This window comes from Shewanella inventionis (assembly GCF_019931735.1).
Lineage (GTDB): Bacteria > Pseudomonadota > Gammaproteobacteria > Enterobacterales > Shewanellaceae > Shewanella > Shewanella inventionis.
The window spans coordinates 1,119,245-1,145,622 of sequence record NZ_CP082926.1; the positions used below are offsets into that span (position 1 = coordinate 1,119,245).

Annotated in this window: 30 protein-coding genes; 15 read left to right on the top strand and 15 right to left on the bottom strand. The window is 41.8% G+C overall.

The genetic code is table 11. The features are described 5' to 3' along the window. The first annotated feature begins 50 nt into the window (after positions 1 to 50). The 3 genes from K8B83_RS05125 (at position 51) to K8B83_RS05135 (ending at position 2,679) form a co-directional block, all read left to right on the top strand. Positions 51 to 587: an SRPBCC family protein gene (locus K8B83_RS05125; RefSeq protein ID WP_188736202.1), complete on the top strand. Its 537-nt coding sequence runs from the start codon at positions 51 to 53 to the stop codon at positions 585 to 587. A gap of 193 nt (positions 588 to 780) precedes the next feature. Further along, entirely contained in the window at positions 781 to 2,145 is a 1,365-nt protein-coding gene (locus K8B83_RS05130) for an alanine/glycine:cation symporter family protein (protein ID WP_188736205.1), read from the top strand. A gap of 135 nt (positions 2,146 to 2,280) precedes the next feature. Next, complete coding sequence (locus K8B83_RS05135) at positions 2,281 to 2,679, top strand: hypothetical protein (protein ID WP_188736207.1); 399 nt, start codon at positions 2,281 to 2,283, stop codon at positions 2,677 to 2,679. Positions 2,680 to 2,741: 62 nt separating this feature from the next. Here the strand turns inward: K8B83_RS05135 and K8B83_RS05140 are convergent, their stop codons facing one another. From K8B83_RS05140 to K8B83_RS05155, 4 genes are all read right to left on the bottom strand, one after another. Further along, complete coding sequence (locus K8B83_RS05140) at positions 2,742 to 3,851, bottom strand: ABC transporter permease (RefSeq protein WP_188736209.1); 1,110 nt, start codon at positions 3,849 to 3,851, stop codon at positions 2,742 to 2,744. Positions 3,852 to 3,855: 4 nt separating this feature from the next. After that, entirely contained in the window at positions 3,856 to 4,827 is a 972-nt protein-coding gene (locus tag K8B83_RS05145; RefSeq protein ID WP_188736212.1) for an ABC transporter ATP-binding protein, read from the bottom strand. Next, on the bottom strand, positions 4,824 to 5,783 hold the full coding sequence (locus K8B83_RS05150) for an HlyD family secretion protein (protein ID WP_188736214.1): 960 nt from the start codon (positions 5,781 to 5,783) through the stop codon (positions 4,824 to 4,826). The genes K8B83_RS05145 and K8B83_RS05150 overlap by 4 nt, the downstream gene beginning before the upstream one ends. An 84-nt stretch (positions 5,784 to 5,867) precedes the next feature. Then, on the bottom strand, positions 5,868 to 7,220 hold the full coding sequence (locus K8B83_RS05155) for a flavohemoglobin expression-modulating QEGLA motif protein (RefSeq protein ID WP_188736216.1): 1,353 nt from the start codon (positions 7,218 to 7,220) through the stop codon (positions 5,868 to 5,870). A 229-nt stretch (positions 7,221 to 7,449) separates the two neighbouring features. On the opposite strand from K8B83_RS05155, the gene K8B83_RS05160 reads away from it, so the two are divergent. After that, the gene (locus K8B83_RS05160; protein WP_188736218.1) at positions 7,450 to 8,427 is read left to right on the top strand and encodes a PDC sensor domain-containing protein; all 978 of its coding nucleotides are present in this window, start codon (positions 7,450 to 7,452) and stop codon (positions 8,425 to 8,427) included. A gap of 125 nt (positions 8,428 to 8,552) precedes the next feature. Here the strand turns inward: K8B83_RS05160 and K8B83_RS05165 are convergent, their stop codons facing one another. The 5 genes from K8B83_RS05165 to K8B83_RS05185 form a co-directional block, all read right to left on the bottom strand. Then, on the bottom strand, positions 8,553 to 8,729 hold the full coding sequence (locus K8B83_RS05165) for a PA3496 family putative envelope integrity protein (RefSeq protein ID WP_188736219.1): 177 nt from the start codon (positions 8,727 to 8,729) through the stop codon (positions 8,553 to 8,555). A gap of 237 nt (positions 8,730 to 8,966) precedes the next feature. Next, a complete protein-coding gene (locus K8B83_RS05170; protein WP_188736221.1) occupies positions 8,967 to 9,653 on the bottom strand; it encodes a TorF family putative porin in 687 nt (228 codons plus the stop codon). Between the two features lie 324 nt (positions 9,654 to 9,977). Further along, positions 9,978 to 10,250 (bottom strand): HU family DNA-binding protein, encoded by a 273-nt coding sequence (locus tag K8B83_RS05175; protein ID WP_011638950.1) that lies wholly within the window; start codon positions 10,248 to 10,250, stop codon positions 9,978 to 9,980. Positions 10,251 to 10,407: 157 nt separating this feature from the next. Beyond that, a complete protein-coding gene (locus K8B83_RS05180) occupies positions 10,408 to 11,205 on the bottom strand; it encodes a response regulator (protein ID WP_188736222.1) in 798 nt (265 codons plus the stop codon). Between the two features lie 90 nt (positions 11,206 to 11,295). Continuing rightward, a complete protein-coding gene (locus tag K8B83_RS05185; RefSeq protein ID WP_223419284.1) occupies positions 11,296 to 11,700 on the bottom strand; it encodes a hypothetical protein in 405 nt (134 codons plus the stop codon). A 66-nt stretch (positions 11,701 to 11,766) separates the two neighbouring features. Between K8B83_RS05185 and K8B83_RS05190 the strand changes: the two genes are divergently transcribed. Together K8B83_RS05190 and K8B83_RS05195 are read left to right on the top strand one after the other, a co-directional pair. Beyond that, a complete protein-coding gene (locus K8B83_RS05190) occupies positions 11,767 to 12,276 on the top strand; it encodes a DUF4240 domain-containing protein (protein ID WP_188736226.1) in 510 nt (169 codons plus the stop codon). Between the two features lie 150 nt (positions 12,277 to 12,426). Further along, entirely contained in the window at positions 12,427 to 12,951 is a 525-nt protein-coding gene (locus K8B83_RS05195; RefSeq protein ID WP_188736229.1) for a DUF3016 domain-containing protein, read from the top strand. Between the two features lie 50 nt (positions 12,952 to 13,001). On the opposite strand, the gene K8B83_RS05200 is transcribed toward K8B83_RS05195, so the two are convergent. Beyond that, positions 13,002 to 14,723, bottom strand: a complete 1,722-nt coding sequence (locus K8B83_RS05200) for a GGDEF domain-containing protein (protein ID WP_188736231.1) — start codon at positions 14,721 to 14,723, stop codon at positions 13,002 to 13,004. 239 nt (positions 14,724 to 14,962) lie between these two features. Continuing rightward, entirely contained in the window at positions 14,963 to 15,271 is a 309-nt protein-coding gene (locus K8B83_RS05205; protein WP_188736232.1) for a prephenate dehydrogenase, read from the bottom strand. A gap of 51 nt (positions 15,272 to 15,322) precedes the next feature. Between K8B83_RS05205 and K8B83_RS05210 the strand changes: the two genes are divergently transcribed. Continuing rightward, positions 15,323 to 16,231 carry a TraB/GumN family protein gene (locus K8B83_RS05210; protein WP_188736234.1) on the top strand — a complete coding sequence of 303 codons (909 nt, stop codon included), beginning with the start codon at positions 15,323 to 15,325 and terminating at the stop codon, positions 16,229 to 16,231. A gap of 15 nt (positions 16,232 to 16,246) precedes the next feature. Here K8B83_RS05210 and K8B83_RS05215 read toward each other — a convergent pair whose 3' ends face one another. After that, positions 16,247 to 17,029, bottom strand: coding sequence for a methyltransferase domain-containing protein (locus K8B83_RS05215; RefSeq protein ID WP_188736236.1), 783 nt, complete (start codon positions 17,027 to 17,029; stop codon positions 16,247 to 16,249). A 273-nt stretch (positions 17,030 to 17,302) separates the two neighbouring features. Between K8B83_RS05215 and K8B83_RS05220 the strand changes: the two genes are divergently transcribed. Then, positions 17,303 to 18,136 (top strand): MaoC family dehydratase, encoded by an 834-nt coding sequence (locus K8B83_RS05220; protein WP_188736515.1) that lies wholly within the window; start codon positions 17,303 to 17,305, stop codon positions 18,134 to 18,136. 66 nt (positions 18,137 to 18,202) lie between these two features. Here the strand turns inward: K8B83_RS05220 and K8B83_RS05225 are convergent, their stop codons facing one another. Continuing rightward, a complete protein-coding gene (locus tag K8B83_RS05225; RefSeq protein WP_428847850.1) occupies positions 18,203 to 19,819 on the bottom strand; it encodes a mechanosensitive ion channel family protein in 1,617 nt (538 codons plus the stop codon). 162 nt (positions 19,820 to 19,981) lie between these two features. On the opposite strand from K8B83_RS05225, the gene K8B83_RS05230 reads away from it, so the two are divergent. Continuing rightward, positions 19,982 to 20,305 carry a hypothetical protein gene (locus tag K8B83_RS05230; RefSeq protein WP_188736241.1) on the top strand — a complete coding sequence of 108 codons (324 nt, stop codon included), beginning with the start codon at positions 19,982 to 19,984 and terminating at the stop codon, positions 20,303 to 20,305. A 19-nt stretch (positions 20,306 to 20,324) separates the two neighbouring features. On the opposite strand, the gene K8B83_RS21620 is transcribed toward K8B83_RS05230, so the two are convergent. Beyond that, positions 20,325 to 20,450: a hypothetical protein gene (locus K8B83_RS21620; RefSeq protein ID WP_263283585.1), complete on the bottom strand. Its 126-nt coding sequence runs from the start codon at positions 20,448 to 20,450 to the stop codon at positions 20,325 to 20,327. 192 nt (positions 20,451 to 20,642) lie between these two features. Between K8B83_RS21620 and K8B83_RS05235 the strand changes: the two genes are divergently transcribed. From K8B83_RS05235 to rraB, 6 genes are all read left to right on the top strand, one after another. Next, positions 20,643 to 20,933, top strand: coding sequence for an ABC-type zinc uptake system zinc chaperone (locus K8B83_RS05235; protein WP_188736243.1), 291 nt, complete (start codon positions 20,643 to 20,645; stop codon positions 20,931 to 20,933). A gap of 83 nt (positions 20,934 to 21,016) precedes the next feature. Further along, the gene (locus K8B83_RS05240; RefSeq protein ID WP_188736245.1) at positions 21,017 to 22,225 is read left to right on the top strand and encodes a hypothetical protein; all 1,209 of its coding nucleotides are present in this window, start codon (positions 21,017 to 21,019) and stop codon (positions 22,223 to 22,225) included. Next, positions 22,209 to 23,114, top strand: coding sequence for a metal ABC transporter solute-binding protein, Zn/Mn family (locus tag K8B83_RS05245; RefSeq protein ID WP_188736247.1), 906 nt, complete (start codon positions 22,209 to 22,211; stop codon positions 23,112 to 23,114). Before K8B83_RS05240 ends, K8B83_RS05245 begins: the two co-directional genes overlap by 17 nt. Positions 23,115 to 23,118: 4 nt before the next feature. Continuing rightward, positions 23,119 to 23,886: a metal ABC transporter permease gene (locus K8B83_RS05250; RefSeq protein ID WP_188736249.1), complete on the top strand. Its 768-nt coding sequence runs from the start codon at positions 23,119 to 23,121 to the stop codon at positions 23,884 to 23,886. 197 nt (positions 23,887 to 24,083) lie between these two features. Beyond that, entirely contained in the window at positions 24,084 to 24,818 is a 735-nt protein-coding gene (locus K8B83_RS05255; protein ID WP_188736252.1) for a 1-acylglycerol-3-phosphate O-acyltransferase, read from the top strand. Between the two features lie 78 nt (positions 24,819 to 24,896). Next, a complete protein-coding gene (gene rraB, locus K8B83_RS05260) occupies positions 24,897 to 25,310 on the top strand; it encodes a ribonuclease E inhibitor RraB (protein ID WP_188736253.1) in 414 nt (137 codons plus the stop codon). A 97-nt stretch (positions 25,311 to 25,407) separates the two neighbouring features. On the opposite strand, the gene K8B83_RS05265 is transcribed toward rraB, so the two are convergent. Continuing rightward, entirely contained in the window at positions 25,408 to 26,364 is a 957-nt protein-coding gene (locus K8B83_RS05265; protein ID WP_188736255.1) for a sensor domain-containing diguanylate cyclase, read from the bottom strand. Between the last annotated feature and the right edge of the window lie 14 nt (positions 26,365 to 26,378).

Here is a 26,378-nt window from a genome sequence, read left to right on the forward strand (position 1 = left end):
CAACTGCTTGCTAGGTATACTAAAACCTCAATAATTTGAGGATAATAATAATGTTAAAAAAAATTCTCCTAGGGCTTGCTGTTGTTATCGCCATCCCTTTTATCGCCGCGTTGTTTATCAAAACTAATTACTCCGTAATCCGCACCGTCACCATAGACAAGCCTGTCGCTGAGGTTTTTGACTATGTGAAGCATCTTAAAAACCAAGATAACTTTAGTAAATGGGCACAAATGGACCCCGAAATGGTTAAAACCTATCGAGGCACAGATGCCACGGTCGGTTTTGTGTCTGCTTGGGCAAGTGAAAACCCCGATGTTGGGGTTGGGGAGCAAGAGATTATTGCCATTGATGAAGGTAAGCGAATCGACTTTGAATTACGCTTTATTTCGCCATTTGAAGCAACAGAGCCCGCATACATGACGACCGAAGAGCTGAATGCTCAGCAAACCAAAGTGGATTGGGGGTTTAGTGGTCATATGGATTACCCCATGAACTTGATGTTTTTATTTGTCGACTTTGAAGCCATGATTGGTGCTGATTTGCAGCAAGGGTTAGATACGTTAAAAGTGGTGTTGGAAAAACCGTAACCTATTGCTAGTTGAAGATGTTTCATAACTTATTGTCTTAGGTTGCCTTGGTCGACGTAATCGGGGTAACCTAAAAGATTGCATTATGGTGGCGGGGTTGGGCCGCTGAAATCATCATAAAAATAACGAATAAAACAATAATACTAATAACAATACCTTTGGGCATAAATCATTACTCTGTATGAGGTTTTTCATGGAAGCAATCACAAGTATTATCAGCACGGTCAACAGCATTGTTTGGGGTGTCCCCATGCTGGTGATGATTTTAGGGGTAGGGTTATTCCTGTCTATTGGGCTTAAGTTGATGCCGATTTTAAAGTTAGGCAGAGGCTTTAAATTATTGTGGTCTGGCCGTCAGGTGACCGACGACAGTGAAAAAGGCGATGTGAGCCCGTTTAATGCATTGATGACCTCGTTATCTGCAACCATTGGTACAGGTAATATTGCCGGAGTTGCAACGGCAATTTTTATAGGTGGCCCCGGGGCATTATTTTGGATGTGGTGTACTGCTCTTGTGGGCATGGCGACCAAGTTTTCTGAGGCCGTATTGGCGGTCAAGTTTCGTGAAACAGATGCTAACGGCAATCATGTTGGCGGCCCGATGTATTACATTAAAAATGGGTTAGGCAGTAAGTGGGCATGGCTCGGTACTGCATTTGCTATTTTTGGATCTATTGCCGGCTTTGGTATTGGTAACACGGTACAGGCTAACTCTGTAGCCGATGCGTTAAGCAGCAATTTTAATGTGCCAAGCTGGGTAACTGGTGTGGTGCTTATGCTACTTGTGGGTGCTGTGCTTATGGGCGGCATTAGACGTATTGCTGAGGTTGCGGGTAAATTAGTCCCCTTAATGACAGTGTTTTATATCACAGCAGGGCTTGCTGTGTTAGTGGTGTATGCCGACCAGGTGCCAGCAGCCTTTATGTTAATTGTTGAAAGTGCCTTTAACCCGGTTGCTGCTCAAGGTGGCTTTGCTGGCGCAGCAGTGTGGGCTGCAATTCGTTTTGGTGTTGCACGTGGTGTGTTTTCAAATGAAGCCGGTTTGGGTAGTGCGCCTATTGCTCATGCGGCAGCACAAACCAACAATCCTGTTAAGCAGGGGTTAGTGGCCATGCTAGGTACATTTATTGATACCATTATTGTGTGTTCTATTACCGGTTTGGCCATTATTGTGTCCGGTGCGTGGACCTCGGGTGAAAATGGTGCGGCATTAACCTCGTATGCATTTTCGCATGCATTGCCTATGGGAAATTATATTGTGGCAATTGCTTTAGCTATTTTTGCATTTACTACGATTTTAGGGTGGAGCTTTTATAGCGAAAAGTGCGTTCAGTACCTATTAGGTGAGAAAGCCGTTAAGCCATTTCGTTTAATTTGGACCTTAGTTGTACCATTAGGTGCGGTGAGTTCGTTAGAGTTTATCTGGTTATTAGCCGACACATTAAATGCCATGATGGCGATCCCTAACTTAATTGCATTAGTATTGCTCAGCCCGATAGTGTTTAGTTTAACAAGAGAGTATTTTATTAAGCAGCGTGCCTTAAAAGCGCAAAGCTAATGTGTTGGTAATTATGGGCTGTTGAACTTTTAGAGATGAAATGCATCTTAAAAGGGTAACAGATCCCCGATAAATACTCAGTGTTAAGCATGTTCATTATGGTGATGAGCATGCTTTTTTTTAAAAGGATTTAATATGAATAAAGTTTTTTTTACCGCATTGGGTACATCTGTGTTAGCGATTTTACTTGTATCTGGTTGCGCTAATTTGTCTATTAAAACCAATGCCGGCGAGGTTGCATTGGATAGTGTCAAAGTGGGTAAAGTGGACACATATACTTTAGAAGAATTGTCGAGATTGAGAGCTCAATTTATAGGTGATGTGACAACATCATATTGTGAAAACTCACTAGATCCGGCTAAGTTAGATTATTTACCCAGTCTGTCATCGATGGTAAAAACACTCAAATTACAGGTTTTGCAGCGTGGCGGTAATGGTATTGTGGTGAAGCAATGTGGCCGGCTTGCAGATTTGTCTTGTAACGTTTATATAGAATGTAACGGCGAAGCTTATTCTGTTAATAGAGATTTTTAATTACCCCCCCGTCAACATCAGCTTTACTTTGCTAACCTCCTAAACATCAGCGTATTAGGAGGTTAATCTAATCGTTTATTAAAGCGTTTTGCAGCCACCCCTAGCCCTATCAAGGTAAACCCAACGAGCCAGATAATATCGTCAATAAGGTCCATTAAGGTCGCGCCTTTCAACACGATTGCCCTGATGACCCGCATAAAATGGGTGCCGGGTAATATTTCTGCTATCCACTGTGCTGCGGTTGGCATGGCTTCTAATGGGGTGATAAATCCAGACAGTAATATTGTGGGCAGTAGGATAAAAATGGTCATTTGCATGGCTTGAAGCTGAGTTTTGGCAATGGTTGAAATGATTAAACCTAGTGTGAGACTCGCGGTGATAAATAATAATGTGCCGAGCAATAAATGGCAGATGGCACCGTTGATGGGCACTGCAAAAATAAGGTTACCTAGCCCTAAAATAATGGTCATTTGTACTAGGCCAATAACAATATACGGTAGAATTTTACCTATCATCAGTTCAAGCGGTTTAATTGGGGTGGTGATCAGCAATTCTAAATTGCCGCGCTCTCTTTCACGCACAATGGCGGATGATGTAAATAGCACCATGGTCATGGTCAGGATCACGGCAATCAATCCAGGTACAATATTGACCGCAGAGCGTTGTTCAGGATTATAAAACAGGCTGACTTCAAACCGAGATTGAGTGCTACTTATGCTGGGCATAATATCATTGAGTGACATGTTTTTGAGCTGTTTAATCGCACCGGCTATCATGGTGTCCGACCCATCGACAATCCATTGACCAATGGGTTCATTGTTGGCCATTTTGGCCGTTAAGGTGGGGGGTAAAATTAACGCGGCTTTTATGTCACCGCGCCGAATGGCTGCCTGGGCTTGTTCTGCTGTCGTGAAGTGGTTTTTGATATCGACAACTTGAGTGACTTTAATGGCTTCTACTATCCACCTTCCTGCAGCCGAGTCACTTTGATCAACAATAGCAACGGGGATTGCTCGCACATCAGTATTAATAGCATAACCAAATAGCAATAATTGGATCAGCGGGATCATAATGACCATTGCAAAGGTGATGCGGTCACGACTCAGCTGTTTAATTTCTTTGGTTGTGATGGCAAGCATCCGCATATAACTATTGCGTATGGTGTGTAGCATGCAATTAACCCTCCTGTTTGTGTAGGTTGGGGTTTTGTCCGGTATGACTGACAAACACGTCTTCTAAGTTTGCCGTGACTAGGCGGATGTCTTGCTGCTGAAGCGGGCGATGGTGCAGTTGGCATTGATGCATTACCCAACAGATAGGGTCGTTAATGTGCTTACTGACTAATACTCTAAGCCGATGGCCTAATTGTGCTGCTGACTGTATTTCTGCCAACGTGCTTAATGCTTGTTTTAATTGCCTTAAATCCGTTGTGGTAATTTCTACTACGTGAGCATTGATATTGTCCATTAACGTTTTTGGTGTGTCGTCAGCTTTAATTGTTCCTTTTTCCATAATGGCTATTTTATGGCAGCGCTCGGCTTCATCCATATAGTGAGTGGTGACCAAAATACTGGTGCCTTGTTCAGACAAGTCGAATAATTGCTCCCAAAAATCACGTCGATTTTGTGGATCGACCGCGGATGTGGGCTCATCTAAAAACAATAATTTGGGCTGGTTTAAACAGGCACAGGCCAGTGCAAGCCGTTGCCGCTGGCCGCCACTTAGGGTGCCAGCAAGTTGATGTTGGTATTGGTTGAGCTTATAAGTGCTTTGCAGTTGATCAATGCGCTTTTTACATTCTTGGGCGTCTATGCCGTAAATTCGGCCAATAAATTGCAGGTTTTCTTTGACGGTGAGATCGTCATAAAGCGAAAATTTTTGCGTCATATAGCCTATCTTATGGCGCAACGCTTCGGCTTGCTTAGGAATGGCTAATCCCATTACATTGATGTTGCCTTCACTTGGCGTTAATAGGCCTGTTAGCATTCTAATGGTGGTGGATTTGCCACAGCCGTTAGGGCCTAAAAATCCATATATATGGCCCTTAGGGACGTACAGATTTAAAGACTCAACCGCAATAAAGTCGCCAAATCGCTTGGTAAGATTATCAGCCTTAATTACCCATTGCGGGTCTGTTGTGTGATTCATTTTGGTGCCGGTAAAATTACTTGAGCAGGAATACCAGTCGGAAGATCGCGTGCTGAGTCATCTAAATTTATTTCGGCTAAAAAAGCTAGTCGTGAACGGTCGCTTTGATTGAGGGCGTAATAAGGTGTAAATGCAGGTTCTGTACTCATCCAACGCAATTTACCGGCAAATGGCTTATCGAATCCGTCAATTTTTACTGGCAAGGCTTGACCGATTTGAAGTTTAGCGGCGTAAGGCTCAGGAATGTACACTCTGGCATACGGGGCGCTGTCTGCCTGAATTACCGCAACTACCGCACTGAGCGGGACGCGCTCGCCGACATTGTAAGGTAGGTTGTCTAGGACCCCGTTGCGCGTTGCGCGGATACTCAAGTCGCTGTATACCTGTTGCTCATAACGTAAATTGGCGTTCGCGGCATCTAATGCTGCCTGGGCTTGAAATATATCTTCTTGGCGAACGCCTTTAATTAAAATGGTTAATCGATCGTTTGCGGCATCGTATTCGGCATTGGCTTTGTCTCGAAGGGCTAATGCGCGGTCGCGTTCGGCTTCACTCACTAAACGCTTCGTTAATAAACTGGCTGTGCGTTGATATGACTTTTGCGCTTCTATTTTGGCTGCATTGGCACTTTTTAGGGCAGAGTTAGCACTGGCAATATCTTCTGGGCGTTCACCATTGGTAAGCTTTAATAAATAGGCCTGTGCTTTTACTACCTCGGCTTGCATAACAGCTAAACGTGCGGCTTGTTTGTGTGTATCAAATTGAACTAATAAATCACCTGTGCTGATCTGCATGCCTTTTTTGATCGGCTGGGCGGTGATGATTTCTGCCGCTGTTGCACGCAATAGCACTCGGTCGCGTTCTAATGTACCAAGCGCTTCATCGGGCTCAATTGGTGTGCAACCCTTGATGAGCGCTAAGCTAAAAATTAACCCAACAAATAGCAGATGTTTCATAGCGACCTCATACAAGGATATGATTACATTATACGTTTGATGAGCAGGCTAAGTGTGATGTACAGCACACTTAGCCAATACTACTTATTCGAAGTTGTTATCAAATTCAGAGTCTTCGAATAAATCGACCGTCGTTGTAGGGGCCACATTTTTAAACTGACGTGCAAAGTGTCGTTGCACCCCTTTAAGATCGATGTTGCCAATGCCTGAAGCAAAACCAAACCAGGCGTACAACCCGCTAATATCTTCAAACATTGGCGGTAAATATTTCGGTTTGGCGATGATGCCTTCTTGGAATGCCTGATACAGTACCGGAATATCTTCAATGGCGAGCTTGCCTAAAAATAGCATTGGGATAAGTTCTGGCAGGCCTGTGCTTATTGCGCTGCGGATAAAGTTAATGTTTTCAACGTAGCCTCGCACATAGGAAATATCTTTAGTAAAAAAGCTGCCGCCACCGACCATACCGCCGCGAAACACACGTTGAGTAACACGATAACTGTCTTTTGAGCTTAAGTTAAGGTTTCTAAAATAGCGGTAGACTTCAATAAAATCGGCCCCTTGCTCTGCCATATCAACCGCTGAAACGCGGTCGCTAATTCGCCGCGCTCGCCCAGGGTTTGAGCTTAACGTGAGCATTTCCATCAACACGGCCAAGCCTTCTTGTGACGCGGTGACTCGGGGCGATCCGACACTAAGCCAGGTAGCATGTGGCTGAGCACGGCCGTTTAGCGTGGTGCCCACATGAACCCATCCCTCGTGGACTTCATAGACATTAAGATCTGACTCGCTAAACATGGCGCGGGTATTGAGTTTAACGGTATCGCCACCCACCGCAGCATCTGAGGCTATACCATCACTCAATTTAACGTGGATTTCATCGTTATGAAAATACTTCACTAAGCGCTCGCTGAGCACTTCTACAGCTTCGGGAGCTGTAACAATTTTGGGGTGACGCTGGCTCATATGGCGAGCTGCGGGTAATGAAAATATATGGCTTAATCTGTCGCCAAGCTGCCTTAGTGTATGTCGATCACCATGCAATTTATGACTTGCACTGCCATAGAGTTCTTGGCTGAGTTTACCAAAGGTAGGGTTGCCACGATTGTGCAGCATATCAATTACGATTCGGTATTGGTCAATATTAGCCAACAAAATTTTGCCTAATTTATCGCGCTTACCCAGGCCTTTTTCAATGGCACTTTTTAGGCCTTGTAAATCACTTTGTGTTTGATCGGCATTAAATGACAGTGGAATCGATTGATAGAAATCATTGCTGACTTTAGGTAGTTCTTTAGTCTGTTTTGCTAAGAAGTCATCTTCAATTTGTTTTGGCCATTTAATCGAATCTAAAATTTTAATCGGTGCTTGGATACGAATTAATTCATCAGAAAAACGACGAATATCTTGCTGATAACGCAATAAAGACTCAGACATTGTCTTTTCCTAATCTATATACCTGATATTTTACTTATATTAGCAGATGTTGTTCACAAAACTGCAATGAAAAAAACGCAAGCAACCTAGCCCTAGTTTGGTGCAATCTGAATTTTTAGGTCGCAGAATATCGCTGTATGTTTTACTTAAGTAACTGTAAATATTAATTAATACTTTTTGGCACTAAAACTGCTTTGTTTGATTGTCGTGTTGATAAAAAGGAAAGCATATGGCTGCAATGAGTTATTTAAGCGTTATTGAACGCTACCATGAATATGAAAACCTGGTACACGAGCTTCTTGAGTCGATTTTGGTCGGTGTGGGAGATGTGAATTTATTCGATAAACCCGTATCTGCAAAAGTGTTTGAAGATATGGCAGTCAGTTATCCTTTTGTGGAGTTAATTTATTTACTTGATGAAAAAGGAATACAGGTTAGTCCTAATATTAGTGTGGTAAACCAACAAATTAAGCTACTGAATAACGGAAAACAAGCCGATAGGAGTCAACGTCCTTATTTTACCCAGCTTTCAGAGGCGAACACCGCTCATATTACACGCCCTTATTTGTCTAATGCTGGCGGTGGATTATGTTTGTCGGCCTCGCAAATTTTAACATCATCAAGTGGTGAGGCTGGTATTGTAGTGATTGATGTCAATTTAACCCGTTTAATCGAGTTTATGATGGGCGACAGTGCTCGGCGTAAAATGTCGCCGTTTTTCAAAAGTATTTATGCCGCAATCGTGCTGTGTTTATTTGTATTGGTGACAGTATTAATGTGGACAGTGACGTTAGATATTTATGCGCTTTTTAGTCAGGCGTCTGCTCGGTACGACCCTTTGCAGCCCTTTGGTATTATTATTTTTTTAACCCTGGCACTGGCTATTTTTGATTTGGGTAAGACCATTTTGGAAGAAGAAGTGCTAATGCATAAAGATATTTTTAGGCATAGCTCGACTCGCAGAACGATCACGCGATTTATTTCGACAATTTTGATTGCGATTTCGATTGAGGCACTGCTTACTATGTTTAAAGCGTCACTGGGTGAAAAACAATATATTGAACCTGCAATTTTGATGATGTTAGCGGTTGTTGGCTTGTTAGTTGGCTTGGGGATTTATGTGTATTTAGGCGCAAAAGCGGAGTTACTGCTTACCCAAACACAAGCCAACAGACAGGGTAGCAAAACAGCTAAAAATATTGCCTGATATCAAAATCGCAATTCGCTAAAAGCACTAAATAGCATGTGTCTGTTAGCTTGATGCGTGAGTTGTTAGGTTAATGCGTTGTGGCATTAAATTAAAAAGGGATAAATTTATTATCCCTTTTATGACTAGAAAAAGTCGTCATCGCCAATTGCTTTGCGTAATTGCGCCTGTTCGAGAAAGTCCTCTAACCTGCGTTTGATTTGACGTTTATGTTGTAATGACTCTGCCGATTTTGAGTTTCTAGGTGAAGTCATCGCGTCAATTTCTGTGTCATCTGGCACTCGATCTGTAAGATTAGCCATAACGAAACCCTCAAGTTGAATGGTAAAACGAAACAAATTCAATGAGCACTTTCTAACTAAAAACATACCAATAGAAAAGTAAATTATTTTGACTGTTGTGGGCAGCTTTTTTTACCTTTCATTTTGAGCTTAGCATTATTTTTTATTCTTGCTAAAAATGTGTGATGATAATCGCTTAAATAAAAATGCCATTGCGGTTAACAATGGCATTTTTTTATTTTAAAACAGTAAGATAGCTTACAGCGTAAAGCCGTATGAGTAGCCTAAAACAATTTTAGCATCGCTGTCTGGTAGGTCAGTATCTGACGCCATAAACGATATTGTGCCAATATCTGTTTCTGCGCTTAATGTCACATTGTAATCCGTGTAGGTGTCACCAAATAAGTCTTCAACAACATCACCTTGTGAGTAACCGTAGTGGAACGATAAGCTCAGTTTTTCAGTTAAAGGGAAGCTTGCGTTAGCTTGTAAGTAGCTCCAATCTTTTTCGTCTGATGCGCCAGACACATCAGAATCAGCATTAACCACTTGAGAGTAGCCTACGTCTAACCATTTCCAGCCTAATACTATGGCGATTTCACCAAAATCAATACTCGCGCCCGCATCTGGGTAAGCATAGTAAAGGTAACTTACATCGTAAGTTAAATCTTCTGTGAAGTTGCCACCATAACCACCATAAAAATCTAATTCGTAGCTGGTTTCGTCACCAAAATCGACGTTAGATGCCCAAGTTCCAGCATAAAAACCAGAGTCATGTGCGTAATCAAGACCACCTTGAATCGCTGCCTCATTGCTGGTTTGCGTGGTGCCGCGCCATAAGTAGTTAGATGTCGCGCCAATGTTGCCAGTGACTTCAGCAAGGGCACTGCCGCTCAATAGTAAACCTGTTGATAACGCAATTGCTTGATATAGTGATTTTTTCATCTTCATCCCTTAATGTTTTATTGTCACTGAGTCATTTATTTATGGTTTAAACATACTCAATGTCGGTTTGTCTAAACACTAGTTAGCTAATCGCGTGCCACTTTTTTTAGTCTTTATTTATCAGTGATTTAATGTGCTTTGCTACATTTTGCAGCAAAGCGGTTGCGGCTTAATGATGCAGTGTTGCACTTTTTTTGTGCAATGAGGGATCTTTGATAATGATTTTACATAAAGCTATAAACGGTATGAATTGTTGGTATTTGTTAAATTTTATGCATAAAAAAACCTCCACAAGGAGGTTTTCGTTTAAAAGAATAAGCGAGATTAATTCACGCTGTCTTTTAATGTTTTACCCGCTTTAAACTTAGGCACTGTCGCTGCTGCGATTTGAATTTCTTTGCCAGTTTGTGGGTTACGGCCAGTACGAGCAGCACGTTGGGTGGTTTCAAATGAACCAAAACCAACGATAGAAATTTTATCACCATTTTTCATGGCTTCAGTTACCGCTTCTTCGAAAGATTTTAGTGCGCGGCCAGCTTCAGCTTTAGTCAGTTCTGCATTTTCTGCGATTTTTGCAATTAATTCACTTTTGTTCATATTGGTATTCTCTGCTTTCCATAGAAGTGTTTTTTAAAACCTCATTAACATGCCACAAGCCATGCAGGTTTAAAAGCACTTTATCTTATAAATTCAGTATCTGTAATGGTTTTAGGGCAAAATAAGCCAAAATCATTCGTCATATTTGCGAAGTCATTTACTCTTCGAGTAATTGGTAGAGAATTTTCTTAACTAATTGCGGCTCAAAGGGTTTGTCACATAATGCATTCACGCCCGCGCTAAATACATTACTTAGGTGAGTGTCGTTTGCTTCAGATGACACCATGAGAATAGGGATATGAGACTGTTGGCTTTCGTTACGAATGTATTGCGTAAGGGCTAATCCATCTATCGAGGGCATGTTGTAGTCGGTGATAACTAGGTCGTACATGTTGTTTTTCATCAAGCTAATCGCTTGCTCACCATCAACGGCTTCAGTGATATCCTGCATGCCTAAGTTACCAATAGTACGCTTAATAACATTGCGAGCCATTCGGCTGTCATCGACCACTAATACTCGAATGTTGTGTACATCAAAATGGCTTAAATCGAGCTCATCATTACTCAATAAGTCTACGGTAGAATTGAGCGCTGTGGCTAAATTCTCAGCGTTAAATGGCTTTGGCAAAATCGCCACAACACCAGACTGTCTAAATATTTCTAATTGCTCACGGCGACATTCGCTCGAGACCAACATAAATTGAATATCGCTTAACTCTGGAGTGTTTTTTATGTATTGCAATAACTCTGTAGATTCACCGTCAACAAAGTGTAGAGCGCTGGCAATCAAATCAGGTTTATGGCGTTGAATGATCTCTTTAGCTTGGGTTATCGTGGCCGCCGTTTGTATGCTGGTGACTTTTTCTTGGTGTAAGCGGTTAATAATAATTTTTCTTTGTGTTTCAGAGGGTTCAACTAATAAGATGGACAGCTCGCTTGGAGATAAACTTACCATAATTAATGTTCCATTTTTGTGTTGTTGTTTTTATTGTGTTGGACATGTGGGCTAAAGGTATTCATTGATTATAATCCACCGTTAAGCCACTTAAGATGGTTTTGACGCTAAATAAACGTGGGTGGTTTTTGATAATCCAACCCACCATTGAAAACCTATCAGCGAGGCGAGCAGAACCCACAGCGGGATTAGCGGAACATTGTAACCTTGAAATGCTAGGTTTACGTCATTTGGCGTTATTTGATAAGCAATAATCGCTGTCGTGGTCATTGCGGCAAGCCCAAGAGTTTGTATGGCTGCGTAGCAAAACAGCACGACTTTAGTCCATTTAGCTCGAGTTAAGATGCCAAACAACAGCGGCAGTACACCTAATGTGAGCAAATCAAAAGCATAAAATGTGGTCATACGCCAAAAAGCGACAAGCGTGAGTATTGCATACAATCCCACGAGTATTTTTACTCTCAATGGCATGTTGGATTGAACTATCTGATTCATATTGGTCATCTGGCGAGAAATTTTGAGGTAGAATATCGCACAAACACGCTATGTGGGTATATTTTGATGACAGAAACTGATTTTTGGGCCTTGGTGACACGTGTACAACCTGACCAATCTTCTGATGAAATTGCGCAACAATTGCGTGATAAGTTACAAGTGTTAGATGATGAGTCGCTTAAAGCATTTGATAAAGTGTTTGGTCAACAATTGCGTCGCAGTTATTTGTGGTCAATCTGGGGGGCGGCTTACATTATTGCTGGGTGCGATAGCGACTATGCTTTTACTGAATTTAGATGTTTTTTATTGTCTTTAGGGCCGCAATGGTACGATAAAATAGTAGCCAATCCTGACATTTTGGGCGAACTAGACCAATGGCCTCTTGTTGACGATTACGCCTATCCTTTTGTGGAAGATTATGATCTTATCGCAGGGCAAATATATGAGGACAGAACAGGGCAAGAGTTGCCTTTTGTGCCGTCAGGACAACACACGCCTGTGGGTAAAAAATTCAGTACTAAGCCTAAAATAATGCGCCAAACCTATCCTTTATTGAGCGCTCGATTTCCATTTTAAGTGTCACATTTAATCTCCATTCTGTTAAGGCTTGGTTCAGCTTGTTGGCGTTAAAGTGGATATATCAAGGTTATTCTATCGCTTTTCAACTGCACTATTTACGGCATTGGCATTGATAGGGATAACGTGTTGGCATATTGGAGATTAATTATGAATATAAAATATTTACTTTTAGCGTCTGTATTTGTGGCTCCAGTCGCAATGGCTGAAGATGCCGTTGAGCCTAATCCTATAACTGAAGCTGGCGTAGTAAAAATTGAATGGCAAAGTCCAAAGGATTTTCGTGATATAAAAACGTCAACCGAACGTCAATCTCGTTTTGAGACTCGCCTATTTGACACCCTTACTAAAAACATTAACAAACAGGCTGAAAAATCACTTAAGCCTGGGCAAACCTTGCATATGCAAGTGACGAACCTAGATTTAGCCGGTGATATGCGACCAACCTTTGGTGCCACGCCTGGCGATTTACGTATTGTAAAGGATTTATACCCACCAAGAGCGACGTTTAGTTACACCGTTAATGAAGGCGATAAGGTGATCCTTGCTGGTGATGAGAAGATTACCGACATGAGCTTTATGTATAACTCGCACCGTTTAAACGACAGACCATTCCAATATGAAACGACCTTGTTTAACGATTGGTTGAAAAAGAGCGTTGAACCTAAATTATAACCAATGGTTACTTTTTATAGGCAATGGTTACTTTTGATAAACCTTGCCTTTTACTCATATAGATAAAGCCCATTGCTAGCGCTTTTGGCAAGTTTTTTAGCTTGGGCACTTAGCGTTGATATTTCATGCTCGGTAGCATGCTGAGTAATTTGGGGCGGTAACACCCCAATAGATAATGACACCAAAGGATATTGAAAAGGAAGACCTTGACGGTCATGAGCTGACATGGATTGAGCCTGCCAATGAGTGTGCTGGTAAAAACTTATTTTATGTTGTTCAAATTGTTCAATAATACTTTGGCATGTTAATAACGTATCATCTTGCATGCTTATCATTACAAAATCATCGCCACCAATATGGCCTACAAAGCATTGATCGCTTTGATGTGGAAGTAATAATTGGGCCAATAATTGAATGACTTCATCTCCACGAAAAAATCCATAAACATCGTTATAGGGTTTAAAGTGGCTTAAGTCTAAATAGGCTAAATAATACGATTTATTTTGCAGTTTTAGGCGTTTAAGTTCTTCCTGTATGGGGACGTTACCAGGCAAGTTTGTGAGTGGGTTTGCATGCCGTGCCATCTTTATTCTGTGTTCTGTTATCCGCTGTAACAAGTCTTTTGTGTGACCTATGCCGATAAGTTTTTGGTGACGCAAAATAATAAATTGTTGTGCGACGTTGTTAACGCTATCTGACGTCAGTAATTGGCTGACATTGATTAATGGCTCATTAGCTTCTATTTGTAGTACTTCAGTATCCATGACGATATGAGCTGGGTGATTTTCGTGAAGTGAGCGGCCATATGGGGTGCTAAATAATTCTAATAATGCACTGCGATTGACAAGGCCTAGCACAAGGTCGTTATCAACAATTACAATGGCCTGCAATGCGGGTTGCTCTGAAAATTGTAAGCTGAGCTTTTTTAGCCGAGTATTTGATGAAGCGGTTACTGCATTTATGCATAAACTTTCTGCTGTGTCGCAGTATCGCGTATGTGGCTGATAAATCACACTGGGTTGGTCATGGGTAAAGTGCTGTTGAGGCTGAATAGCAGGTTTGCCTAAAAAGTAGCCTTGACCATAGGTCACACCTAATTGTTTTAAGGTTGTGAGTTCTTCATTGGTTTCTATGCCTTCGGCAATCACTTTACATGTTAGATTTTGACAAAGTTCGACAATGGAGCGTACAAACTCTTGCTTTACAGCTGTTGTGTCGATTTGATGAATAAAGTGACGATCAATTTTGACATAATCAGGTGCGAGTTCGGACCATAAACGCAGTCCAGAATAACCAGCGCCAAGATCGTCAATCGCAGTTAAAAAACCTTGATTACGATAATGATTTAAGCATGATTTGAGTAAATCAATGTCGTCTGCGGGATATTGCTCAGACAGTTCAATCACTACATTGTTAGGGGCTATGCCGAGCTGTTTGATTAACTGTAATGTGATGCCTTTAGGATGGTTTGGGTCTAATAATGCCTTAGGTGAAATATTAATGAATAATTTACCGTTAAGTTGTCTCGCATCAAACGCATGTATTGAAATATTGCGGCATAAGGTTTCAAGTTCACTTAGTTTCCCTTGCTTTTCTGCGGTTGAAAATAATGCAAAAGGCGAATGTAATTCAGTGTCTTTTGGTCCGCGACTGAGTGCTTCAAAGCCATGAAGTTGGTTGGTTGATACATTAAAGATGGGTTGAAATACTGCCTCGATCGACTGTTGTTCAATAATGTCTTCAAGCGCGTTGGCAAGGTGTGGTGCGATCATGATTAAGGCCTCTTAGCATTGCCAATGTTGAATTTCGTGCAGCTTTGTGCACGATAGTATTACTGAGGCAGGCAATATTATGGCGAAATTATGACAAAAAGATTTCAGTTACGGTGGGATCGATCGGCAATACGTGAAATGTGATAAGTGTTCCCCTCCGTGAGGGGAACAGCGCCAACGATGACATCATAAACGCAATGAGTGATGAGTACTTCAGCGGTTATGATGCTTGTTGGCCTTTATTTTGAGAGCTTAAACACTTGTAACGTTTGTAGCAGGGTAGCCAGCTTTTTAACAAATTTTTCGAGTGTTTCAGGGGCAACGTGAGTACTGTTTTGCATGATATCAAATTCGGCAACCAGTTCTTGTACGTAAGGCAAAAAACGGTTGCTGCTTTCAGTAAAACCTTGATCTTCAGTAAAGATCGCCACAAACTTACCGTGACCAGCTTTGCGTAATTCGTCTAAACGCTCATCAGAATCAATGGCTTGTCTATAAGCTATTTGCAGGTTTTCTTTTATCTGTAGAAATACGTTGGTATACGGCATTAGTGCCTCATGGTGCATGGGTAAACAATAAAACAATTATAAGGAGCTGCTATGCAGGCAACAAGGAAAAGTCGGTTTAATTTTGCTATCAATGTTGGTTATCGTCAATTACTGCAAAGCTATTACACAATAGCGTTTGCGATGTTGGGTTTGGTCTCACTCCCTGCTGCGGCGTTAGATTCGCCAATATTTTATAAAGTGGAGTATCAACAGCAGCAGGCTTATTTATTAGGGTCGATTCACATTGGTCAACCAAATTTCTATCCTTTAGCGCAGCATATTGAATCTGCTTTTAAACAGTCTGATGCGTTGGTCGTGGAGGCTGATATTAGCCAGGGAGATACGGGGGCAATGTTGCAGCAATACGGTGCACTATCGCCAGACATCGCACCGGATGTAGAAGCAACTCGTCGGGTGTATTGTCAGACTCATCAAGCCATGTGTCAGGCGTTAGCGCCTTACGCCCCTTGGTTACAGTCGACGCAAATTAGTGTTAGTCGTTATGCCGAGCTTGGCTACAGTGCAGAACAAGGTGTTGATGCTTATTTTACCGCTAATAAACAAGATAAAGACTTGATTGAGCTTGAAAGTATTCAGTTTCAGTTTGAATTGATTTCATCTTTTTCAACGGCAACGCAATTACAAATGCTTGACGAAGCCATTAACGCAAGTGACGCTGAAATGCTCGATTTAATTCACGCTTGGCGTCAAGGTGACGCTAAAGCTTTGGCCTCGATTATGGAGTCGCAAGCTGGTGACTCTGACGAGTTTCTAGCGAAATTGTTGTGGCAGCGTAATCATTCAATGACTCACAAAATAATGGAGTTGTTGCAGGCTAAAACGCATAAAAACCTGTTTATTGTTGTCGGTGCTGGGCATATTGTTGGTCAGCAGGCTATTCCTGATTTACTCAGGCAACAAGGTGCTACCGTTACTCGATGCACCGTGTTGCAATGTTAGTGGATTGAGCACATTTCAAACCTGTGATTGTGCCGGCGATTGCGCTAAAAAATGGACATAACGGCCAAGGGATAAATACGGTTCGCGTTGCGAATAGGCCAATTCCATTTCAATCAGTTGCTGAGTGTCGAAATCGGCGGGTAACTGTTTTTTGAGATAATCGTTAATCACACGGACTCCAGATTGAGCCACCAGGGTAAATTGCCACTGGGTTAGCCAATGTCGCACATCCTCGATGTACAGAGGGTGTGTAGGAGTGAGTCTTACCTTCTTTTTTACTTGGAAGTCGCGTTTTACATAGTCAAAGTTGCCCGAAACAAGGCTATGAAATCGCAATGCTTCTTTGTTGTAAAACATTAACGAAAACAAGCCTTCTGGTTTGAGCATGTCGAGAAGTCCATGAAGTGTCGTTTTAGCATCGATTAGCCACTCTGCAACCGCGTGACACAGGATGACATCAAATTGCCCATGTTCGGCAGCGGTTAATGCCTGGATTGGGCTATGCACCAATTCGATGGATAAAGGAGTCTTTGAAAGTGCTATTTGTTGTTTGGCCAGGGTAAGCATTTGCTCTGAGATATCGCACAGCACAATGTCATGACCTAAAGCTGCTAGCTTTTGGCTTAAAAAACCAAATCCCCCCCCGGCATCTAAAATCCGTAAACGTGGCTTACCCAGTTTAGCGAGTTCAGGAATAAGATCGCGCCATAACACCGCCGCACGGATTTCGCCTTTGGTTGTGCCATAAATATTTTGCGCAAATTTAAGGCTAAGTTTATCGAAGTTTTTGTCTTGCACGGTATCGTCACGTTATGGAAGAGAGTGGCATAATTGTCTCATTGTAGGTTAAAAAAGGTAAGATAAATCATCAATGGTTTTATTGTCATCAACACAGTAAATGAGTTTAATCGAGTGTCGTCACCGTCAATATTAATCGCAATTAACCATTAGCGGTGTAGTAACAATATCTGTGGTAAGGTATAATGTTCGATTAACTGTTTTGCAGCTTATTTTGCTGCCTATATAGGGTATTAGATTGTGAGTCACGACTACGCTATCGAATTAAAAGCAATGCCTTCGCTATTATCTTTGTATCGCAAAATTCTGTTTGGGCGTAAGCCTGGCTGGAATAAACAACCGCTGCCGAAGATGTATGTGCAGGCGCCAAATGTGATGTTGACGCAAGAAAAAATTCGCCAATATGCTGAGGTATGTGGCTTTGAGTTTGACGGGGTGACATTACCGCCAACGTATTTATATGTGTGGGCATTTCGATTGCATGCCACTATTTTTACTCATAAAGCGGTGACGTTTCCGTTGCTTGGGATGATCCACCTAAAAAACAGTATTAGTGTTTATCGACCTGTGCTTGTCAATGAAACCTTAACCGTACAATGTGAGCTTTCTGGTAGTCGTCAGACAGACTCAGGACTTGAGTTTGATTTGGTTTCTAAGGTTTTTGTGGCAGATGAATTAGTATGGCAAGCCTTATCGACTTATTTGTATCGTATCGATGCTCCCGGTCGTCGTGCGCGTCCTCCTAAAGCGTCTGAAATGGCATGGAGTGATGTGCAGCAATGGCAATTAACCGAAGATTTAGGCCGACGTTACGCAAAAGCGTCAGGCGATTATAATCTTATTCATTTACATCCATTATTGTCGAAGCGTTTTGGTTTTGAGCGCGTATTGGCTCATGGGATGTGGTCTAAAGCACGTGCCTTATCTCAGTTGATGCAATTTATTGGCGATAAGCCTTTTCAAGTTGATGTTGAATTTAAATTGCCCGTATTTATGCCATCTGAAGTGACTTTTGCTTTTGAAAGTATTGAAAATGGTAAGCGTTTTGAGATGCGTGATGTGAAAGGCCGCAGGCCACATTTGCAGGGCAGCGTTACTTACCTATAGTTTTTGACTGGTAACAAAAAGCTCAAGTCGGTGACTTGAGCTTTTTTTGTGGCCAATGTGGCGAGATTATTTTTGATATATGTGCACATCGCGCTGTGGGAATGGAATGCTAATCCCTTCGGCATCAAAGCGCATTTTAACTGCTCGAGTAATGTCCCAATACACTTCCCAATAATCATCTGGTTTTACCCAAGGTCTAACAACAAAGTCGACTGATGACTCGCCTAAAGTATGAAGCTTTACAATGGGTTCAGGTTGGGCATGTACTTTTGGGTGCTGCTCAACAATGCTTTTTAAAATGGTTTCTGCATGCTCGATATTGTCGCTGTAGCTAATACCAAACGTCATGTCGACACGGCGTTGTTGCTCTGCGGTTATATTATTAATCGTGTCGCCCCAAATCTTATTATTTGGGACAATAAGACGTTGGTTATCAAGTGTTTTTATTGTAGTTGATACCAAACTCATGTGGCTAACTCTGCCTGTTACTCCAGCGGCATTAATTAAGTCGCCAACGTCAAAGGGGCGATAAATTAAAATCATCATTCCTGAGGCAAAGTTAGACAGCGTGTCTTGTAATGCAAAACCAATGATGACGCCAGCAATACCAAAGCCTGCTAATAACGGGCCTAGTTCGAAGCCTAGTTGCGATAAAGCAATTAACAAGCCTAAGGCGTAAACGACTTTGCTGGATAGCGAGATGAAAAAGTCTTGTAATAATTGACTAAATTGTAATTTGGATGCACGTACCGTTTTGGCGATAATTTGAGTAACAATTTTGGCAACTAAGCTGGTGAGAAACACAATAAATAAAAACACCAATATTTTAAAGGTCAGACTTGGGCCGTTATTGATGGTTTGATCTTTGATCACTTTGGCCCAGCCCTGGAGTAAATTAGACGCAACACTAAAATTTAATACATCCTGAGTGATATCTCCTGACACACTAAATAACGTTTGTTTAATTTGTGAGACATCTTGACCTAAGTTTTCAAGTATTGAAGCTGACACCGCTAAGCTAGAGCTATTTTTATTTAAGCGTTCTTTTAAAGTAAGTACTTTTGCTTTTTGTTCGGTACTGATATCAGCACCAGCCGCAGCGGCCTCTGCCACTGCCTTTTGTAGTTGGTCTTGGGTGTAATTAACTAAGCTGTCAAATTGATCCGCTCGTTGCAACATTAACTTGGTAAAGGTTTGTTTTTGAGAGGAAACATCGATTTTTAAAGTTTCTGCCCATGTTAAGGTGATTAATGTTGCCTTTAGGTAATGATCTCGTTCAAATTCACGCTCAGACATTGCTGTGATGACTGGGCTGTCATCGACACCGCCTAATTGACTACTGAGCAACATAAGATCGGCATCTAAATAATCGGTTACTTGGCTTAAAAACACCAATTGCGACTGCACTAAGGGGATTAGGTATTGAGTTTCTGTGTTAGCCGAAGTGATCAATTTACCTATTTCATCACGTAATTCTGATGATTTATTTTTAATTCGGTATTCGGTTATGGTACGTATTTCGCCTTTGACTGAAGCTAACAACTGAGTGTCGTGTTCGATGGTCTGTTGCAGCAACTGTATTTTATTAAGCGTTTGTGGATCGATTGCCGTACTGGTTGTTTGTTGAGAAACAACGGCCGTGTCTTGCGCAATAACTAAAGGTGTTAATAACAGTGAGGCCATGAATACAATTAAAGTGGGTAAAGTCCGTAACATCTTCGCGAGTCCTATAAGGCTAAGTTGCGATGATGATAGTAGAAAATCATGGTTGGAGCTATGCTGCAGCACTGCTATTTTGAAGGGAATTTGTTAAACTTGCGCCATTATTGATTTACGGAATATCACATGGCACTGCAATGCGCTCATTGCTACAAACACTTTTCAATTGCTAAGGTTACTAATAGCCGCGGCAAAGGGTTATCTGTTGAAGTTCAATGCCCACATTGTGCCGCCTGGCTTGGGCACAATAAAGGCTTGTCGGTTACTAAAATTGTGGGATTTTATAGTGGTGTGACTGCCGCTCTAGTGGCCTATTTTGTTGAGGGTGTTGCACATATCACCACTCCGTTAATGATATTGGCGGTGATTGTGGTGTGTTTATCGCACATTATGGATCATTTAAAAATGGTTGAAGCGCCAGATGATGGTGTTAACTCCACTAATGAATAACCTTGCTGGCTTAAGTTGATTAATCAACCACGATAACCTGACTTTCAAGGGATGATTCTACATAATAAATCCCGCCCAATACCACAATGCCGACAATAGCCATGACTAAAATGATGCCAATGTTTTCGCGAATAAATCGTGCCATGATGTGCTCCTTTATTGTTTGGATATACATGCTAAAAGTCACAGCTTAAGTGTATCTTAAAATGGGTCTTTAACTATAAAAAAGCCCAGTGTTTAAGCAAGATGTCATGATTTGTCACAATCTAGTTGTTGCATTTGCGCTTAGCTCTTTTACACTATTGCTACAGATAGTAAACCAGACGGAGTTGTGTTGTTGAGTTCTCGCATTCACATTAGACAAATTATCACAATCTGGCTTAGTGCCATTTTGATTGTGTTGTCTATTGCTGCGTCTGCGCACTCAGTCCGTCATCTTGATGATGGGGTGCAAAATCATTGTACCTTGTGTTTTCATCAGCATCAGTTAAATAAAGCCATTCCTACAAGCGAGCTTGTGTTTATTGCAAGTCAGCAAACCTTTGAACGTCAGCAATTTTTATTGCCTTGTTTTGTTAGCGCATTTCAAGCTTATTACCAAAGTCGCGCCCCTCCTTTATCTCGTTAGTCCAACATTATCATTAATTTTTTCCGTTATTTACCGGTTTCTGAAATCCGGATAACGGCAACTTGTTGTATTTTGGAGATATTATGTCTGCGTTAAACACTCGCGTTTCTTTATTGGCACTGGCCTGTGCCGTTAGTTCTTATTCTGTGTTGGCTGAAGATTCTAGCTTAACCAACCCCAATATTAGTGCCGTATTAGACGGGTATTATCAAACGGGTGAACGCCCAATGGCAGAACGTGCAGAAGGCTTTGGTTTAGGTGAAACAGAGCTAGCATTAAGTGCCAATATTGATGAGATGTTCTACGGTAAAATCACTACCATTGTGGAATCTCACGACGGCGAAACAGAATTAAACCTAGAAGAAGCTTTTATTCAAACCCTAGCATTACCGAGTGGTTTGTCTGTTCGTGCCGGTCGTTTTTTATCTGATATTGGTTATTTAAATAACCAACATTTACACACTGATGCTTTTGTTGAACGTCCTGCAGCTTACCGTGCCTTTTTAGGGAACCATTATTTTGATGATGGTATTCGCTTAAATTATGTAGCGCCAACTGATCTTTACTGGACTATGGGGCTAGAAGCTTTTGCTGGTGACAGTTTACGCGCAGCAGATGAACATGGTGAGCGCGATTTTGACGATGTTGGGGTTTATACCGCATTAACTAAAATTGGTGGCGATATTGGTGTCGAGAGTTCGTGGCAGCTAGGTTTAAGTTACTTACGTAATGAAAATGGCTTAACTTATGCTGAAGAGCACGAAGATGAAGAAGAGGTTGAAGAAGATGAACATGACCATAGCCATAGCGCGTCTTACACTGGTGAAAACACCTTTATAGCTGACTTTGTTTACAAGTGGGCTCCAAATGGTAACTACAAGTATCAAAACCTCACAGTGAGTGGTGAATACTTTAGAGTGACCGATATATTTGGCGAAGAACCGGGTCACATTGATGATGCCGCTGATGAAGAAGATCATGACCATGAAATCAGTGATAGTGATTACCATGAAGGCTGGTATTTAAGTAGTGTTTATCAGTTTTCTCCAAGTTGGTCAGCAGGCGTGCGATACGGACAAATTGATACTTATGAAATTCATGAAGATCATCTCGATGCTCAAACATTAAAAGAGACCGACATTAGCCTTGCATGGCATAGCAGTCATTTTTCAAGCGTACGTTTACAATATACTCATCAAAAAGGGACCAATTTTGATGGTTTTGAAGACGATAATATCGTTACTCTGCAATATGTCATGTCTTTAGGAGCTCACGGTGCGCATCAATTCTAAATTGCTTTTAGCAGCGGCCATGTTGCCGCTGCTGTTTACCGCGACAGCAAAAGCGGAGCTTAATGTATTTGCCTGTGAAGCAGAATACGGCGCCCTAGCTAAAACATTAGCGCCGTCGGCAAATGTGTATTCAGCAACAACGGCAATGCAAGACCCACATCAAGTGCAGGCACGTCCAAGCTTAATTGCTAAAATGCGCCAAGCCGATTTGGTGGTATGTGCCGGTGCCGATTTAGAAATCGGCTGGCTGCCTATGCTGCAAATGAAAGCATCTAACCCTAAGGTTAAGTCAACGGATAAAGGGCTGTTTTTTGCATCTGAACACGTTGAAACGTTAGACAAGCTAACAAAAGTCGATCGTTCTATGGGGGATGTACATGCCAAAGGTAACCCGCATTTACACCTAGACCCAGATAGAATGTTAACCGTTGCTCAAGCGCTTGCGGCTAAAATGAGTGAACTCGACCCGCAAAACAGTGGCGAATATCAGCAATCACTGGCTGATTTTAGCCAACGCTGGCAGGCCAAAATCCCTCAGTGGCAAGAGCAAGCTAAGGGTTTGGTGGGTAAAAAGGTCATCGCTTATCATTCGAGTTTTCGTTATTTATTTAACTGGACTGGTATAGAGCAAGTTGCCGACCTTGAACCTAAACCTGGCCTGGCGCCAACCAGCGGGCATTTGGCCAGCCTTTTGACCCGTGCAGAGCAGGGTGATGTGATGGCGGTAATTGTGTCATCTTATCAAGATGATCGCGGTGCAAAATGGCTCGGTGAGCGCGCTAATCTTCCTGTTGTGAGGTTGCCAATGTCTGTAGGTGGTAATGAGCAAAGTACAGATTTGTTTAGCTTATTTGATAGTTTATTTGCTCTGCTTAATGGGGTGAAATAAGCCGATGTTTAATGCTGAGCTTCTGTCGATATTATTGCCTGCGCTAGCCGCCGGTTTGCTGGTGTTATCAACCCATGTGTTGTTAGGCAGACAAGTGCTTAAGCGCGGTATTATTTTTATCGATTTGGCGATAGCGCAAGTGGCGGCACTCGGGGCGATAGTCTCTCACATTGACCATAGGGTTGAAGAGCTGCCTTTTGCTCACATCTGGATGCCGGCATTGTTTGCGCTTGCTGGCGCAGCTGTGATTGCCTGGATGGCTAAACGACTCACCAATGAGTTAGAAGCCATGATAGGCTGCTTTTATGTACTAAGCGCTGTCGCGGCAATGCTTTTGCTGGCAAATGACCCTCATGGAGCTGAGTTGTTAAAGCAGCTTATGTCTGGGCAGATTTTGTGGGTAAGTTGGTCTCAGCTTGTGCTGCCTGCCGTTGTGTCTGTTGCGATATTGGGGTTAATTGCCATTAAACCCAATATTCTCGACGGTGCCAGTTTTTACTTTTTATTTGCTATCGTGATCACCTTGTCGGTAGAGCTTGTTGGTGTGTATTTAGTGTTCAGCACGTTAATATTACCGGCATTAGCGCTAAATAAATATTTGGGTAAATATAAACTGGCTTTGGCTTATGCGGTTGGTGTTGTGGGTTATGCAGCAGGCTTATTATTGTCTGCAAATTATGATCTACCAAGTGGTGCCGCAATTGTCGCTACCCTAGCAATCAGCGCATTGGTGTTTAGGCTGTTACTTAAGTTTCGTACTACAGTGGCGTAAATCATCGTCTTGATATTGCATCGTTTGCCATTGCGATATTCTTCGCTCCTTTGAATGTCGCATGGCTGTCACATAAATCGTGTTATTCTGCCCTGTATAGCAGGGCAGGGTATTTCAGCGTACATATGTAAACAAAATATTTGAGTCCCTAGACCTGCATCGTTATACTGTCGCCAATTATTTTGCAGGAGTATGCTGTGCTGCTAGTTGCCCGTTCAATCATTCTCGCCGTGCTATTATTTTTAGCCTTTGTATTTGCAATTGTTTTTTGTCTTATACGACCAATGCATCGCGATAATGTGCATGTTATCGCCAAAATTTTCTCCTCTGTTGCCCGTGTGCTTGGCATTAAAGTGATCACTAGGAGCAAACCTGTTAGTGAAAAACTACAGCCTTGTATTTATTTATCCAATCATCAAAATAATTTTGATTTGTTTACTCACACTTCGGCTGTGCCTAAAGGTACGGTAAGTTTAGGTAAAAAAAGTTTGGCTTGGATGCCACTGTTTGGGCAGATTTATTGGTTGTCTGGCAATATATTAATTGACCGTAAAAATCGTCATAGCGCGTTTGACACTATGGCGAAAACGGTCGAAAAAATGAAAACGAAGTTATTGTCTGTGTGGATTTTTCCTGAAGGAACCCGTTCACGTGGTCGTGGTTTATTGCCGTTTAAAGTTGGGGCATTTCATACTGCAATCGCTGCACAAGTCGCCGTGGTACCTGTGTTAGCATCTTGCCAGAATAGAATAAAATTAAATCGTTGGGATAATGGTGTGGTGATTGTTGAGATGATGGAGCCTATCCCGACAGAAGGATTAACAAAAAATGATGTTAAAGCCTTTTGTGCCAAAGTACATGAAACCATGTCGATAAGGCTTGCTGAACTCAACGAGGAAGCCCTAGTTTTGAGTCAAGCCGCTAAAAAGTAACCTGAGTTGATAAGTTCGCAACTTGTGTAACTTTGGGTATAATTGACAATAATTTTTATGTTATTAACGGAGTAATCCATGTCTGTTGAGCGTCAGTTAAAAGAGCAATTTGCAGAAAACCGCGAAATTGTTGATGCCTTACTTGCTGATGGTTCAGAGCCTGATGCGGAATATACGATTGAACATCATTTTTCGGCGACCAATTTTGATCGTTTAGAAAAAGCCGCTGTAGATGCCTTTAAGCTTGGTTTTGAAGTTAACGATGCTGAAGAAATGGAGCTAGATGATGGCTCGGTGATTTTTTGTTTTGACGCCATTGCCTATCATAAACTTGAAACGCCATTACTTGATAAAGCGTGCGAGCAATTAATTCAACTTGCTGCTAAGCAAAAAGTTGATTACGACGGGTGGGGGACTTACTTTGTCGGTGATGAAGCTGATTCTGACGAAGATGATGAAGACGACGAAGATATAGCAGACTCTTTTCACTAATTGAACGAACTGCTCAATGTCGGAATACCGACATAAATAGCAAGTATTAAATGCAAAAAGCTCATCTAGGATGAGCTTTTTGCATTTTAGATTTACGTTATTTAAACACGATGCTTTTATTTCGACCTTCTTGTTTTGCGATATACAAGGCTTTATCGGCACCAGATAACCAATTAGAGCTGTTATCGGTTTGCACGCTAAGATCGTTAATGCCTAAGCTAACAGTGACTTTAATTAAGCGGTTTTCAAACGCAATCTCTGACTCTTCAATGCGCTTTCTTAGACGTTCGGTGAAAAATAATGCTTCATCTGCGGTGGTTTTTGACAGTACAACGGCAAATTCTTCACCGCCGTATCGTCCTGCACAATCTGTCTCACGTAATGACTGTTTTAACAGATACGCAATATGCTGAATCACTTTATCGCCAGCTGGGTGACCGTATTTGTCGTTAACCTGCTTAAAGTTGTCAATATCAATCATCACAAGCGATGATGTGTCACCGTAACGAGAATGGCGCTCAAACTCTTTTTCCATGCACAGCTGCCAATGGCGGCGGTTGTGCAATTGCGTTAGTCCATCAGTTTGACTTAGTTGCTCTAATTGCTCATTGGCTGACTTTAATTGCAACTTGTTGACTGCGATGTCGGTAACATCGTACACAATAATGCTGATATGAGTGATTTCACCCGTTAATGAAGCCAGTGGTAGTAAGGTAATGTTCTGAAACATGAAATCAGCACGGCCGGTAACGGGGCGATAATTTTTAAATTTGAACACGTACGGACGCTGTTCCCAGCTGATAAAGGTGCGGTTTTTGAGTACAAATACCGACTCCATTTTTTGCTTTAGCCAATCGCTAGGTAAGTCAGGAAATTTTTCAAACAGATTCTCGCCTTTAATCGAGTTAGGTGACACGCCACTGTGGTTTTCCATAAACCCGTTCCACAGCTGAATATTATAGTTGCGATCAAGTACAACTAAACCTACCTCAATGGTTTGCACCATGTCGATTAGCCAGTGAAGTTCATTCATCGCGCTTTGATCATTAGACATAATAAATTATCCAG

Coding starts and splice junctions, on each gene's coding strand:
- K8B83_RS05225 (WP_428847850.1), bottom strand. CDS start 19,819: ATGGCCTCACTGTTATTAACACCTTTAGTTATTGCGCAAGACACGGCC.
- K8B83_RS05195 (WP_188736229.1), top strand. CDS start 12,427: ATGAATATAAAATATTTACTTTTAGCGTCTGTATTTGTGGCTCCAGTC.
- rraB (WP_188736253.1), top strand. CDS start 24,897: ATGTCTGTTGAGCGTCAGTTAAAAGAGCAATTTGCAGAAAACCGCGAA.
- K8B83_RS05145 (WP_188736212.1), bottom strand. CDS start 4,827: ATGAATCACACAACAGACCCGCAATGGGTAATTAAGGCTGATAATCTT.
- K8B83_RS05175 (WP_011638950.1), bottom strand. CDS start 10,250: ATGAACAAAAGTGAATTAATTGCAAAAATCGCAGAAAATGCAGAACTG.
- K8B83_RS05180 (WP_188736222.1), bottom strand. CDS start 11,205: ATGGTAAGTTTATCTCCAAGCGAGCTGTCCATCTTATTAGTTGAACCC.
- K8B83_RS05265 (WP_188736255.1), bottom strand. CDS start 26,364: ATGTCTAATGATCAAAGCGCGATGAATGAACTTCACTGGCTAATCGAC.
- K8B83_RS05125 (WP_188736202.1), top strand. CDS start 51: ATGTTAAAAAAAATTCTCCTAGGGCTTGCTGTTGTTATCGCCATCCCT.
- K8B83_RS05155 (WP_188736216.1), bottom strand. CDS start 7,220: ATGTCTGAGTCTTTATTGCGTTATCAGCAAGATATTCGTCGTTTTTCT.
- K8B83_RS05150 (WP_188736214.1), bottom strand. CDS start 5,783: ATGAAACATCTGCTATTTGTTGGGTTAATTTTTAGCTTAGCGCTCATC.
- K8B83_RS05230 (WP_188736241.1), top strand. CDS start 19,982: ATGGCACTGCAATGCGCTCATTGCTACAAACACTTTTCAATTGCTAAG.
- K8B83_RS05130 (WP_188736205.1), top strand. CDS start 781: ATGGAAGCAATCACAAGTATTATCAGCACGGTCAACAGCATTGTTTGG.
- K8B83_RS21620 (WP_263283585.1), bottom strand. CDS start 20,450: ATGGCACGATTTATTCGCGAAAACATTGGCATCATTTTAGTCATGGCT.
- K8B83_RS05205 (WP_188736232.1), bottom strand. CDS start 15,271: ATGCCGTATACCAACGTATTTCTACAGATAAAAGAAAACCTGCAAATA.
- K8B83_RS05185 (WP_223419284.1), bottom strand. CDS start 11,700: ATGAATCAGATAGTTCAATCCAACATGCCATTGAGAGTAAAAATACTC.
- K8B83_RS05210 (WP_188736234.1), top strand. CDS start 15,323: ATGCAGGCAACAAGGAAAAGTCGGTTTAATTTTGCTATCAATGTTGGT.
- K8B83_RS05165 (WP_188736219.1), bottom strand. CDS start 8,729: ATGGCTAATCTTACAGATCGAGTGCCAGATGACACAGAAATTGACGCG.
- K8B83_RS05190 (WP_188736226.1), top strand. CDS start 11,767: ATGACAGAAACTGATTTTTGGGCCTTGGTGACACGTGTACAACCTGAC.
- K8B83_RS05200 (WP_188736231.1), bottom strand. CDS start 14,723: ATGATCGCACCACACCTTGCCAACGCGCTTGAAGACATTATTGAACAA.
- K8B83_RS05220 (WP_188736515.1), top strand. CDS start 17,303: ATGCCTTCGCTATTATCTTTGTATCGCAAAATTCTGTTTGGGCGTAAG.
- K8B83_RS05140 (WP_188736209.1), bottom strand. CDS start 3,851: ATGCTACACACCATACGCAATAGTTATATGCGGATGCTTGCCATCACA.
- K8B83_RS05135 (WP_188736207.1), top strand. CDS start 2,281: ATGAATAAAGTTTTTTTTACCGCATTGGGTACATCTGTGTTAGCGATT.
- K8B83_RS05160 (WP_188736218.1), top strand. CDS start 7,450: ATGGCTGCAATGAGTTATTTAAGCGTTATTGAACGCTACCATGAATAT.
- K8B83_RS05240 (WP_188736245.1), top strand. CDS start 21,017: ATGTCTGCGTTAAACACTCGCGTTTCTTTATTGGCACTGGCCTGTGCC.
- K8B83_RS05170 (WP_188736221.1), bottom strand. CDS start 9,653: ATGAAAAAATCACTATATCAAGCAATTGCGTTATCAACAGGTTTACTA.
- K8B83_RS05250 (WP_188736249.1), top strand. CDS start 23,119: ATGTTTAATGCTGAGCTTCTGTCGATATTATTGCCTGCGCTAGCCGCC.